At 38.7% G+C, this 13,281-nt stretch carries 14 protein-coding genes; 11 read left to right on the top strand and 3 right to left on the bottom strand.

The genetic code is table 11. From position 1 onward, the window contains the following. Positions 1–212: 212 nt before the first annotated feature. The 4 genes from ACSHZO_RS01405 (at position 213) to ppgK (ending at position 1,728) form a co-directional block, all read left to right on the top strand. Positions 213–356: a hypothetical protein gene (locus ACSHZO_RS01405; RefSeq protein WP_298246328.1), complete on the top strand. Its 144-nt coding sequence runs from the start codon at positions 213–215 to the stop codon at positions 354–356. A gap of 15 nt (positions 357–371) precedes the next feature. Further along, complete coding sequence (locus ACSHZO_RS01400) at positions 372–584, top strand: fasciclin domain-containing protein (RefSeq protein WP_298246645.1); 213 nt, start codon at positions 372–374, stop codon at positions 582–584. Next, the gene (locus ACSHZO_RS01395) at positions 514–768 is read left to right on the top strand and encodes a fasciclin domain-containing protein (protein WP_298331691.1); all 255 of its coding nucleotides are present in this window, start codon (positions 514–516) and stop codon (positions 766–768) included. Before ACSHZO_RS01400 ends, ACSHZO_RS01395 begins: the two co-directional genes overlap by 71 nt. Positions 769–981: 213 nt before the next feature. Further along, positions 982–1,728, top strand: coding sequence for a polyphosphate--glucose phosphotransferase (ppgK, locus tag ACSHZO_RS01390; protein WP_298246327.1), 747 nt, complete (start codon positions 982–984; stop codon positions 1,726–1,728). A gap of 86 nt (positions 1,729–1,814) precedes the next feature. On the opposite strand, the gene ACSHZO_RS01385 is transcribed toward ppgK, so the two are convergent. The 3 genes from ACSHZO_RS01385 to ACSHZO_RS01375 all read right to left on the bottom strand — a co-directional run bounded on the left by ACSHZO_RS01385 (position 1,815) and on the right by ACSHZO_RS01375 (position 5,333). Continuing rightward, the gene (locus ACSHZO_RS01385; RefSeq protein ID WP_298246326.1) at positions 1,815–2,720 is read right to left on the bottom strand and encodes an EamA family transporter; all 906 of its coding nucleotides are present in this window, start codon (positions 2,718–2,720) and stop codon (positions 1,815–1,817) included. Between the two features lie 139 nt (positions 2,721–2,859). Beyond that, the gene (gene typA / locus ACSHZO_RS01380; protein ID WP_298246325.1) at positions 2,860–4,662 is read right to left on the bottom strand and encodes a translational GTPase TypA; all 1,803 of its coding nucleotides are present in this window, start codon (positions 4,660–4,662) and stop codon (positions 2,860–2,862) included. Positions 4,663–4,847: 185 nt separating this feature from the next. Then, positions 4,848–5,333 (bottom strand): DinB family protein, encoded by a 486-nt coding sequence (locus ACSHZO_RS01375; RefSeq protein ID WP_298246324.1) that lies wholly within the window; start codon positions 5,331–5,333, stop codon positions 4,848–4,850. A 124-nt stretch (positions 5,334–5,457) separates the two neighbouring features. Here ACSHZO_RS01375 and kdsA point away from each other — a divergent pair, with 124 nt between their 5' ends. From kdsA to ACSHZO_RS01340, 7 genes are all read left to right on the top strand, one after another. Then, positions 5,458–6,276 (top strand): 3-deoxy-8-phosphooctulonate synthase, encoded by an 819-nt coding sequence (gene kdsA, locus ACSHZO_RS01370; protein WP_298246323.1) that lies wholly within the window; start codon positions 5,458–5,460, stop codon positions 6,274–6,276. A gap of 100 nt (positions 6,277–6,376) precedes the next feature. Further along, positions 6,377–7,513, top strand: a complete 1,137-nt coding sequence (locus ACSHZO_RS01365; RefSeq protein ID WP_298246322.1) for a porin — start codon at positions 6,377–6,379, stop codon at positions 7,511–7,513. Positions 7,514–7,551: 38 nt separating this feature from the next. Further along, positions 7,552–8,691, top strand: a complete 1,140-nt coding sequence (locus ACSHZO_RS01360) for a hypothetical protein (protein WP_435066424.1) — start codon at positions 7,552–7,554, stop codon at positions 8,689–8,691. Positions 8,692–8,709: 18 nt separating this feature from the next. Beyond that, positions 8,710–10,338, top strand: coding sequence for a BCCT family transporter (locus tag ACSHZO_RS01355; protein WP_298246321.1), 1,629 nt, complete (start codon positions 8,710–8,712; stop codon positions 10,336–10,338). Next, a complete protein-coding gene (locus ACSHZO_RS01350) occupies positions 10,338–11,192 on the top strand; it encodes a universal stress protein (protein WP_298246320.1) in 855 nt (284 codons plus the stop codon). Before ACSHZO_RS01355 ends, ACSHZO_RS01350 begins: the two co-directional genes overlap by 1 nt. Positions 11,193–11,347: 155 nt before the next feature. Beyond that, entirely contained in the window at positions 11,348–12,703 is a 1,356-nt protein-coding gene (locus tag ACSHZO_RS01345) for a mechanosensitive ion channel (RefSeq protein WP_298246319.1), read from the top strand. Between the two features lie 99 nt (positions 12,704–12,802). Then, the gene (locus ACSHZO_RS01340; RefSeq protein ID WP_295179094.1) at positions 12,803–13,087 is read left to right on the top strand and encodes a hypothetical protein; all 285 of its coding nucleotides are present in this window, start codon (positions 12,803–12,805) and stop codon (positions 13,085–13,087) included. The last annotated feature ends 194 nt before the right edge of the window (positions 13,088–13,281 follow it).

The raw sequence follows: 13,281 nt of genomic DNA, 5'->3' as shown, positions 1-13,281 counted from the left end.
TGCCTTTCAGCGATAGCACTTATTCACCCTAATTTTTACTATTGCAACTATACTTAACCCTTAAGTATAAAACCTTCATTATCAACAGATTAAACTTTGTTTAAAGTTTGATTAATAACATTAGACAATATCGTTTTTGAATCTATGTTTATCTCATAATCAAATACTTAAATATTATGAGAATTTGATCTTCCTTCGGAATTGCCCTGCTAATGATTCTTTTTATTTCCTGTGAACAGGAACCTGTCTCAGAAGAACTGAACACTGCAGATGCTAGTGCAAAAGCTTCTGTTGCTGCCCAGAAAAGTGACGAAAGTATTGCTGCTATCGTAGTACAGTTTGCTTCAGCTGAATAGGACGCACAGTTCACCCTGCTTTTAGCTGCCTTAAATTATGCTGGTATTACTTCATTATTCGCAGAATCTGATCAATATACCGTGTTCGCTCCTACAGATGCAGCATTTCAAAGATTTCTGGGAGATAACTCTCTAACCGATTTTACACCTGAAGAGCTTGCGGCAGTTCTTTCTTATCACGTTACTGAAGGGAAGACGTTTCAGCAATGGTGTAGTCCCAAAAAATAAACCAAGGCAAATTGAAACCTTACTTGGTCCATCGATTTATGTGAACAGCTCTGCTGGAATAGATACAAACGACAGTGACATGGAAACAGACGCTTCTATTCTGGTAGGTGCTGGCTTATTCGATATTCCAGCTAGCAATGGAGCGATTCACGTAATCGATGAAGTACTGGTTCCCGAATTATAATGCTCATATATAATCTACCATATTTATAAAGTCACCTTAGGGTGGCTTTTTTATTTCTAAATTTCAAAACAAATCGATATTTAAGATTTAGATCATAAATACAACTGCCTAAGAATTAGACATCGTTCATGAGAATTTCAGAATTGAGAATTTTCAGGAAACAGCTGAGTAAAAACTTCATTTTTATTAACTTGTATCCTCTCAAATAAATTCATGGATATTTTAGGAATAGATATTGGCGGTTCCAGTTTGAAAGGAGCCATTGTAAACATGCAGACTGGATCATTGAAAACTGCCGTTCACAGAATTCCGACTCCACAAGACCGCAAACCTGAAGGTATAGTAAATGCCGTTTCTCAAATGGTTTCTTATTTCGATCATAAAGGACCTGTAGGCTGTGGTTTTCCAACCATAGTCAAAAAAGGTATTTGTAAACACGAAGGAAATTTACACCCCGACTGGGTGGAAAAAGATATAGATCACTTATTCGAAGGCTCCACCGGACTTGAGTTTAGTGTTATCAATGATGCAGATGCCGCCGGTCTGGCTGAAATCAATTTTGGTGCAGGAAAAGATCATGATGGTTTTGTATTAATGATCACTATAGGAACAGGCCTTGGCAGTGGTGCTTACCTGCGAGGCGAACTCATTCCAAATTTTGAACTCGGCCAGATCCCATACAAAGAGTTCGAGAAAATTGAACAATGGGCGGCTTCTTCCATTAAGACCGAAGAAGGACTTAGCTACCAGGAATGGGGTGAAAGATTTAACACCTTCCTTGAATACGTCGAAAAAATTCTGAATCCAGATACCATCATTATTGGTGGCGGAATTTCAAATGACTGGGATAAATTTAAAGATCATCTAAAGATCAAAGTCCCTTTAATTCCCGCTGAACTTCGAAATGATTCCGGTATATTGGGTGCAGCACTTGCAGCCTATTTAAAATATGCGAGGTAAATCTCTTTTCTAAATACCACAGAATCTTGCTATTTTTAAAAACTTCAGATGGCAAACCAGAATTTTCGTACCATTCCGAAGAAAGACTACTCCTTTGCCGTAACGTGCTGACTCTTCTTTAAATTCATTTGAACTACGGCAAGCAGAATTAAACCAATTCCCATCCATTGCGCAAGATCCACCTGCTCATTCAGTAAAAAATATGCCATCAAAACAGCTGCAGGCAATTCGATAGAGGAAATTATCGCACCAAGACCCACATCAATTTTCGGCATTCCAGCTGTATATAACAACGGAGGCAGGATAGTTCCAAACAAGGCTAATATCAATCCCCAGTTCAGGAAGATACGTGTATTGAACTCAACGATCAGGTAAGGCAATGTAATGACACTCACCACGATAAAACCACCTAGCATCATCCATAAACTTCGTTTTAGGGAATGCATTTCCAGAGAAACTGTGTTAGAGCAATAGATCGTTCCTGTGTAGGACATGGCAGCCAGAACTCCCCAGCCTATTCCTCTCCAATCGATCTCGAATGAATCTTTAAAAACATTAGTGGCCAGTAGCGTCCCTGCAAGAATAGCAATTACTGCTAGAATCTTCTTAGTACCTGGCTTTTTCCCTTTCATGATGGCTTCCAGTACAACACCCATCCATACGCTCTGCATTAACATTACGATCCCAATAGAGACCGGTATATATTTCACAGCGAGATAATAGAAAAAACTGGTTAGACCTAATGTAGTTCCAGCCGCGATCAATTTCAATTTACTGCGGTTCCTGGAAGTTCCGGTGACAGTATTGTCTTTCTTTCGTACAAAAAGATTTATAAGTAAAAGTCCCAGTAGACCAAGTGCCATTTGTGAAAAGGTAACTTCATGAGAAGTATAACCATCTTCATAGGCTAATTTCACGAAAGTGGTAAGCATCCCGTAGCTACACGCTCCAAGTGCTACCAGAATTGATCCTTTAAGTACAGATTTATCCATGTATTTTTAAACAATTAAGTTTAGAGCGTTCCTTCTTCGCAGAACACCCCCGCAGACAGCTATTTTAAAACTTCAGGCGAAAATTTTGCATGAAAAAGCCCACCTTACGGTAGGCTTTTCAAAATTATGGTTGATAAGATTATACGATCTTATTTCTCTTACGTTCGTTTTCGGTAAGATAGATCTTTCTTAGTCTTAAGTGCTGTGGAGTTACCTCAACATACTCATCCTTCTGAATATATTCTAAAGCTTCTTCTAAAGAGAACTTAATTGCAGGAACGATCTTCGCCTTGTCGTCTGCTCCTGAAGAACGTACGTTAGAAAGCTTTTTCGTTTTAGTGATATTCACCGCCATATCATCCTGGCGTGAATTCTCACCAATTACCTGACCTTCGTAAATATCCTCACCCGGATCTACGAAAAACTTACCTCTATCCTGAAGTTTATCGATAGAATAAGGAATTGCTTTTCCTTTCTCCATAGAAACTAAAGAACCGTTCTGTCTTTCAGGAATTCCACCTTTAAGCGGCTGATATTCTTTATATCTGTGCGCCATGATCGCCTCACCTGCAGTAGCAGTAAGCAATTGGTTTCTAAGACCAATAATACCTCTTGAAGGAATAAGGAATTGAATATTCATTCGCTCTCCTTTTGATTCCATAGAAAGCATCTCCCCTTTTCTCATAGTCACCATTTCCACAGCTTTTCCAGAAACATCTTCCGGAAGATCGATCGTAAGCTCTTCTATTGGCTCACATTTCACTCCGTCAATTTCTTTAATAATTACCTGTGGCTGACCAATTTGAAGCTCATAACCTTCACGTCTCATTGTCTCAATAAGAACAGATAAGTGAAGTACCCCTCTTCCAAAGACCATGAATTTATCTGCACTATCAGTTTCCTGAACACGAAGCGCAAGGTTCTTTTCAAGTTCTTTGTACAGTCTTTCCTTGATATGTCTTGAAGTCACAAACTTTCCATCTTTTCCGAAGAAAGGAGAATCGTTAATAGTGAAAAGCATGCTCATTGTAGGCTCATCGATAGCGATCGTCTTAAGTCCTTCAGGATTTTCAAGATCGGCAACAGTATCACCAATTTCGAATCCTTCCAGTCCAACGATAGCACAAATATCACCTGCCTGCACTTCTTCAATCTTTCTACGGCCTAAACCTTCGAAAGTATGTAATTCTTTAATTCTTGTTTTCTTAATGCTTCCATCACGCTTCACCAAAGAAACCTGCTGACCTTCTTTCAAAGTTCCTCTTTGCAATCTACCAATCGCGATACGACCTGTAAATGAAGAGAAATCCAGAGAAGTTATCAACATTTGAGGAGAACCTTCAAGATCTACTTTAGGTGCAGGAATATGTTCCATTACCATATCAAGTAGCGGCTCAATATTTTCAGTTTCATTTCTCCAGTCGTCACTCATCCAGTTGTTCTTGGCAGATCCGTAAACTGTTGGGAAATCCAACTGCCACTCTTCAGCACCAAGTTCGAACATTAGATCAAAAACCTTCTCATGAACTTCTTCAGGAGTACAGTTTTCTTTGTCCACTTTGTTTACAACCACACAAGGTTTTAAACCAAGATCGATCGCTTTTTGCAAAACGAATCTGGTCTGTGGCATAGGACCTTCAAAAGCATCTACTAATAGAAGAACACCATCTGCCATGTTTAAAACACGTTCTACCTCACCACCAAAATCGGCGTGACCAGGAGTATCAATGATATTGATCTTCGTGTCTTTATAAACAACAGAAACGTTCTTGGAAGTAATCGTGATTCCACGCTCTCTTTCAAGATCATTGTTGTCCAGGATAAGATCACCTGTAGATTGGTTATCACGGAACAATTCACAGTGATACATTATTTTATCAACCAGGGTCGTTTTACCGTGGTCAACGTGTGCGATAATCGCGATATTTCTAATAGCTGTCATGAAGCCTTATTTTTAAGGCTGCAAATGTACACCTATTTTTCGCTAATCCATCGTATCTTTAAAAGATTTTAATTTGCTGATTATCAATTATTTTAATCAGTATACTATTCTGAATTTATACTTCTTAAATATGGAAAAAGCTTAAACATTCTGGAAATGACAATTTCGAGTAAAATTCATTCAGTTTATTGCTCATCTGCAGAAGGTCCATATGTGGAAGGAACCGGTAAGTCTAGTAATCGAAAATAAACACCCAGTTGCGCCCTGTGATGCGGAAATTGATTCATCACGATAGTCTGTAAAACATTAAACTTAGGCATCTCCATTAAAATCTCACCATTCTGCGTCATTTTCCAGTTTTCCTGATAAGCTTCGTCTGGTTTCTGCAAAGCTTTCATAGCTTCTTCGGAATTTTTCTGAAGCGTTGCGATAATTTCTGAAACAGTTGATTCTGAAGGTGCTTTATATCCTGAGAGATCCATACTCCCATGGTCCATGGTGCCGCTAATCCAGGTTGGGATTTCCGCAAGGTGATTTGCGAGCTCTTTGATGCTCATAGATTTTTCATGGGGCTTATAGTTCATTCTATCTTCTGGAATGCGCTTAAGAAATTTTAGAGTAAGTGCCGTTTCCTGTTTTAACTGTGGAATAAGAAATTCATAGATCTTCATAAGATTAAGTTTATAGTTAATTCTTTCTAAATTAAAGCTTTTACTGCTAAGATTGAGCAAAATCGAGTTCTCCCAATTTTTTGATGCGTAATTAATTGAACTATCTTTGCAAAAAACCAACGAAATGGAACTGAGTAAAATTCCGCAGATAAAACATAGTGATTCCAATAATTTCTTTCTACTTGCAGGTCCTTGTGCGATCGAAGGTGAAGAGATGGCGTTGCGAATTGCCGAAAAGGTGGTGGAGATCACTTCTAAACTGGAGATCCCTTACATATTTAAAGGTTCTTTTAAAAAGGCAAACCGTAGTCGAATAGATAGTTTTACCGGAATTGGGGATGAGAAGGCTCTAAAGATCCTACGTAAGGTTTCTGAAACTTTTGAGATTCCTACAGTTACCGATATTCACGAAGTAAGTGATGCCCACATGGCTGCCGAATATGTGGATGTGCTGCAAATTCCTGCATTTCTGGTTAGACAGACAGATCTTGTAGTCGCAGCGGCAGAAACCGGCAAAGTGGTTAACCTGAAGAAAGGACAGTTTATGAGTCCGGAATCCATGAAGCATGCCGTTACCAAGGTAACCGATTGTAACAATGGGCAGGTAATGGTCACAGATCGTGGAACCATGTTTGGGTATCAGGATATGATCGTGGATTTTAGAGGAATTCCTACGATGAGAGAATTTGCTCCTACAGTTCTTGATGTTACTCACTCCTTACAACAGCCAAATCAGAGCAGTGGTGTAACAGGAGGCCGACCAGATATGATCGAAACAATCGCCCGTGCCGGAGTGGTGAATCATGTTGACGGACTTTTCATCGAAACTCATTTTGATCCTGCGAACGCAAAAAGTGATGGTGCAAATATGCTCGATCTGGCATACCTGGAGAATCTGTTAAGTAACCTGGTAAGTATTCGAAAAACCATCAATTCGTTCTAAAACTTTGAAAACCGCCCTATAGCGGTTTCTTTTTTTAAATCATAAGCGGAAAATCTTCAGATATTCCTGTAACTTAAGATTACTTAACAATACTATACCAATGTTTTATTCAAAATACTATCAGGGTTTACTGGTAGCACTTAGCTTATGCCTTTTCAGCTCGGCCCATTCACAGGAAAAACTGGAATTTGATATTGGTGGTGCCCTTCGCTTTAATTATAACCTCTCTTCCTGGAAAGAAGGACAGAAAGATCGAGGTGGAGATTTTGGGTATGACCTATTCAGATTGAATGTAAATGGAGCATACCAGGGAATTTATGTAGATGCGGAGTACAGATTTTATTCTGAAGCCTTCGGAGGAGATTTCCTGAAGCATGGAGTCGTTGGTTATGAATTGAATGAAAATGGCAAAATAGAAGTAGGTCTAGCCAAAGTCCCATTTGGAATAGAACGCTATAACTCCAATAACTTTTTTCTGAATCTACCATATTATGTGGGTCTGGAAGATGATTACGACATGGGAATTACCTATACCTATGAGAATGATGATTATGAGTATCATCTTGGTTTCTTTAAAAATTCTGAAGAATTGCGATTTGGAAGCAATTCTGAAAATTCTTCTAACAGGTATTCTTATGACATCGTTGGTAGAAATAAAGAGATCAACCAGGTAAATGGTAAATTTATCTGGAAGCCATTAGGAACCAAAAAACACCGGGTTGGTGCCTCTGCAAAATATGGTGGCATCTATAATCTGGATACCGAAGAAATTGGTGACCGGTATGCCTTTGCGATCCACCATCAGTATCATACTGAAGACTGGCTAATAAAAACGCAAATTTTGACTGCCGGATTTAATCCAATTAATGCACCCGGTGAACCAAGAAATAAACTATTGCTTGGAGCTTATGGTGTCCCTTATGACACTGCAGCTAAATTCGAGATATATACTCTCGGGGTTTCCAGATATATAGATATTGACACAAAGCTTTTTAGACACCTGGAAATTTATAATGATTTCGGCTTTATGGATAAGAGAGAAAAAGGTTTCACTGATTCCTTCATGAATGTTACAGGTGTATTGTTCAGCTCTGGTCCTATTTATTGCTTTGTAGACTATGCTGCAGGTTACAATCATTCCTGGCTTGGAGGAAATTTCGTCGATGATTTTGGAGTTGGAGACCCTGATGCTAAATGGGAAGCACGATTTAATATCAACATTGGATATTACTTCTAGAATTTCAGGATTAACTATTAAGATATAACCGTTAAAGAATGCTAAGAACTACTTCTTCCAGCTTGCTATTAATGATGCTATTTGCATTTATGAGCTTCGAGTCCTCTTTTGCTCAGGAAGATCCGGAAGTGAAAATTGGCGGAGCGCTTAGATTCAATTACAATCTATCCTCCTGGAAAGAAGGACAGAAAGACCGTGGTGGTGATTTTGGGTATGATATGTTCCGGGTCAATGTAAATGGATCTTACCAGGGAATTTATGTGGACGCAGAATACAGATTATATTCCCGATCTTTTGGCGAAGGTTTTCTAAAGCAAGGCTGGCTTGGTTATCGTTTCAATGAAAAAGAGGAAATCCAGGTTGGATTAGCACAGGTTCCCTTCGGAATACAGCAATATAATTCTCACAACTGGTTTTTCAATCTTACCTATTATTTCGGGCTAGAAGACGACCACGATATGGGAGTGAAATATGTTCATATTGATGATAAGTTTGAATATAATCTTGCCTTTTTTAAAAATGCTGAAGAATTACGTTTTGGTGGAACTTCTGAAGTTTCTCCAGATAGATATTCATATGATGTCGTTGGCAGAAATAAAGAGGTGAATCAATTTAATGGAAAGCTAATCTATAAATTTGGTGATTCCATCAAGAATAGACTGGGAACTTCCGTTCAATACGGAGGTTTATACAACCTTGATACAGAAAAAACAGGAACTCATTACGGGCTCGCCTTACATTACGAGATTTTTTATAAGAACTGGAATTTAAAATTACAGGCAATGAATATAGATCATGATCCTGAAAATTTACCTGGAGAATCCAAAGAGATCATTAAAATGGGAGCATACGGTTTTCCTTATGAAGTTGCATCAGACTTTAATGTCTATACCCTTGCAGTTTCCAAAAGCATCCCTGTAGAACTTGGGCCCATTAGCAATATTCAGTTTTACAACGATTTTGGGTACCAGGACAAGAAAGTAGAGAGTTTTGAAGATTCATTTATGAGTGTCACAGGAATGTTGATCACCGCAGGCCAGGTTTATACTTATGTAGACTATGCCGCGGGATATAATCAATCCTGGCTAGGAGGAAATTTTGTAGATGACTTCTCCACCGGAAATCCCGATGCGAAATGGGAAGCACGATTTAATATTAATATAGGATATTACTTTTAATCAGACTTAGATTAATTTATGGCTAAAAAAGTTACTAGAAGCGACGAAAAGAAATCAATATTCGGACTTGAAGTGAATGGTCCGGTATTTTTCACTTCCACCGCTATTATTATCGCAATAATTACATTAACGCTTTTATTTAAAAAACAGGCTGAAAGCTTTTTCAGTGAATTGCAGCACGGAGTTGCGGAAAATGCCGATTGGTTTTTTATCCTCTCCATCAATATTTTTCTGGTATTTCTGATCTATCTGGCGGTGTCAAAGTTCGGAAATATGAGAATTGGGGGCATGGGAGCTAAACCAGAGTTTAAAACCGGTTCCTGGTTCGCTATGTTATTTAGTGCCGGGATGGGGATTGGACTCCTTTTCTTTGGAGTTGGTGAACCCGTTATGCATTTTAATAGCCCACCAACAGCTGAAGCGGGCACTGCTGCTGCGGCTACTGAAGCCATGAATTTCACCTTTTTACATTGGGGATTTCATGCCTGGGCAGTATATGCACTTGTAGGTTTATCCTTGGCATATTTCACCTATTCGCGGGGGCTACCTCTCACAATTAGATCTATTTTTTATCCATTTTTGGGAGACAAGATCTATGGAAAAATAGGTGATATAATCGATATTTTCGCCGTGCTTGCGACTTTATTTGGTCTGGCTACTTCACTTGGTTTTGGGGTGCAGCAGATCGCTTCAGGTTTAAACCATGTATTTGGCTTACCAGACGGTATTACGACACAAGTTATAATTATTGGAATCGTTACTTTGATCGCAACTACTTCCGTAGTCCTGGGTGTAGACAAAGGAGTAAAGATCCTTAGTGAATGGAACATAAGGATTGCTGTCGTTCTATTGGTGCTTGCACTCATATTAGGACCTACATTATTTATTTTCAGAAGTTTTGTTCAAAATACAGGAAGTTATTTATATAATTTCCTTGAAATCTCCACCTGGAGTGAAACCTATACTAATGGAACCTGGCAAAATGACTGGACCGTATTCTATTGGGGTTGGTGGATTGGATGGTCTCCTTTCGTTGGGATGTTCATCGCCAGAATTTCCAAAGGAAGAACGATTCGGGAATTTATTCTAGGTGTACTACTAGTACCGGCAATTGTCACATTTTTCTGGATGTCTGCTTTCGGGAGTGTAGCTATTGAACAGATCATGTCTGGAAATAATGTTTTAAGTGAAGCTGTAAATGCAGATATCGCTACTGCCCTCTTTGTATTTTTCCAGGATTACCCATTATCGATGGTAATTAATGTGGTCGCCATTTTACTTATTGCAGGTTTCTTTATCACGTCTTCAGATTCCGGATCACTGGTAATTGATAGTTTGACCACCGGTGGAAAGATCGACGCTCCGGTTGGACAGCGAATTTTCTGGGCGGTGACTGAAGGTGCAGTGGCAGCCGTGCTTCTCATTGGAGGTGGTTTGCAGGCATTACAAACCGCAACCATTGTCACCGGACTTCCCTTCGCCATTATTCTTATGGTCATGTGTTATTCTTTGTACAAAGGATTGAAGGAAGATCATGAGCAAATGGAAGAGAAGAAGTCTGAAAAGCAGATGAAGAATTATGAAGAGATCGTTTCTGAAATTGTACAGAAGCGTAATGTTAAGAATGAAAATAAAACCAATCAGTAATGAAGAAAGTCAACAACATTCTGGTAGCTCTGGATTTGAGCACAATAGATGACACCCTCATTCAATATGCATCTTTCCTTGCCGATACTCTGAAGCCTGAAAAGATATATTTTGTACATAATATTAAGAAATATGAAATTTCTGAAATTTTTCAGGAGCAGTTGAAGGATCTGGATCTGGAGACTATGATCAGTGATGAGCTGGACGAGAAGGTTTCTCAGCATTTTTCAGCTTCTACTGAATTTGAAGTTTTAATATCCGAAGATCCTTATACCGAAAGTTTGATGAGCTACGTAGTTCACAAATATGCGATCGATCTCGTAATTGTTGGAAAGAAAAGAATCACCGAAGGTTCTGGAGGAATCTCAGAAAAACTGATGAAAACTTTAAAATGTGATATTGTCTCTGTTCCTGAGAATTCATTAGCTACTATGAATAATATATGGGTTGGAACAGATTTTTCCCGCGAGTCGGCTAAATCTTTTGAAACATCCTCTACGCTCGCAAACTACACCGAAGCCGGAGTTTCGTCCATCCATGTGTATTCTATTCCAATGCAGTTTACACCATATATTGAGAAGGATGCGATGCTACCAAAGATTCAGAAGCATAGTCAGGAGAAATTTGATAAATTTTTAAAGCGCTACCTCATAAGAGATACCACCACGAAGATCTTTCGTGCTAAAGATGCTAGTGTCGCCGAACGTCTAGTCCTGGAATCTTACAAGGAACAGGCAGACCTTATAATTATTGCCAGTAAAGGAAATAATGTATTTTCATCATTGCTGGTGGGTAGTGTAGCAGGTGAACTCTTTAGAATGAAGCGAAATATTCCAGTCTGGATCTCGAAGTAGATTCTTTCAATTCGAATAAAAAAAGCGTAATGAATTAACGATTTCAGTTAATTCATTACACTTTATACATTTTATAACCTAAACTATTGTTAATCAATTGACAATAAACTTACAATTCCCCTAATTTCATTCGGTCTAACTAACCAAATTAAATTATGAGAAACGAATTGGAAAATATTGCAGACAGGATTAGCGACTTTCTGCCAGATTTATTAGGTGCTTTGCTGGTCTTGTTGATCGGTTGGCTTATTGCCAAGGGTATCAAAGCGGTCATTGTACGCTTACTTAAAAAAACTCGCTGGGATGAGCGTGTCTTTGGAAAAGGTAAGATTGAGGATACCAACGTCTTTCTTGCCAACATTGTATACTATGTTATCATGATCATTGTGATACTGATCGTTCTGGAAATTCTAGGTGTAGATCAGGTGCTGACTCCACTGGAAAATATGGTAAGTGAATTTCTTGGCTTCATACCGAATCTGGTAGCAGCTATACTTATTGGATTTATTGGGTATATTCTGGCAAAATTTGTCTCCAATCTTATCAACATTGGAGGAACTTTTCTGGATAGAATGGTTGATAAAACCGGTTTTAAGGATACCGATAAACTTATCAATATTCTTAAGAAAGTTGTATTTATCGTAATCTTTATTCCCTTCCTCATCCAGGCATTCAATGCTTTAGGTTTGGACGCGATTTCGGGTCCTGCAAATGATATTCTTGCAGATTTTACAGCACTTATTGGTGAAATCCTGATCGCTGCAATTATTCTAGCAGTGTTTATCTGGGGTGGAAAATATCTTGCAAACTTCCTGGAAGACCTATTTAGAAGTATGGGACTGGACCGCGCTGCGGAGAAAATACAGATCCATAATATGATAGGGAAAGACCAGTCACTTTCTAAAATGGTGGCTAACCTGGTTTATTTCTTTCTTGTTTTCTTCGGAATTATCACCGCTGTCGAAATCATAGGACTTACTCAACTAACAGAGATCCTTGACCAGATACTTGTTCTAACAGGACAGATCTTATTCGGATTGATCATTCTTGCGGTAGGGAATTATATTTCGCTGCTTATTTACAACAGTATGAGTAAAGCGAACGGAAGCAATTTCGTCGCAAAGATAGTTCGCTGGGCCTCTTTTGCATTGTTCCTTGCAATCGCATTGGAAACTATGGGTATCGCCAATGAGATCGTAGAACTTGCTTTTGGTCTTACACTTGGAGCCATTGCCGTTGCGGTAGCCCTGAGTTATGGACTTGGTGGACGCGAAGCTGCCGGCGAGCATTTTAAAGAGATCGTGCAGAAACTGAAGGATGATAACTCCAACATTCAGCATGGTGGAAATACGAATCCGACTCAAAATCCAGGTACAAGCGGAATTACTGGAAACACCAGACAGGATAAACATACGGGAACAAGACCGGGAAATATCAACGATCCTGCAAATCCAAACAGGCCAGATAATCCTTCACCGGGAAGGTCTGATGAAAACAGGCTGGATCTATAATCCAGATTTAGAAAATAAAACCCGCAAATTTTGCGGGTTTTTTTATACAGTAAGGTATAAATACTTAACTTTATTGAAAGGAATTATAATTTTAGCAAAATGAGAACTAAAGATTTGACTATCACCTTGTTTATAGTAGCAACAATTTTACTCATTCCCTTGTTGGCTATGCAATTAACCAAGGAAGTAAATTGGAGTGGTTTTGATTTCCTAGTGATGGGAAGTCTATTATTTCTAAGCGGACTTGCTATTCAGTTTGTGCGTTACAAGTTAAAAAACAGAAAAAACAGAATTATCGCAAGCCTTGCGATTCTTATATTACTATTCATTATATGGGCAGAACTTGCAGTCGGAATTTTTGGCACTCCTTTCGCTGGTAGTTGAATCTAAAATTTTGAAAGTTGATGTTAGAAATAGAACATCAATCAATTAGAAAAAAACAATTTCAATAAAGATACATCATTTACGTAATGCCACGATGGTAATAGAGTCAGGGGATAAATTTATCCTAGTGAACCCTATGTTAGGCGAAAGAAGAACAGCGGGACCACCCTTTACACTATTCAGATTTAAACCAA

It is taken from the genome of Christiangramia sp. 3-2217-3z, assembly GCF_051195275.1.
Taxonomy (GTDB): Bacteria; Bacteroidota; Bacteroidia; order Flavobacteriales; family Flavobacteriaceae; genus Christiangramia; species Christiangramia marina.
Note: the sequence above shows the minus strand (reverse complement) of the source record. Positions and strands in the feature narration are given on the sequence as shown.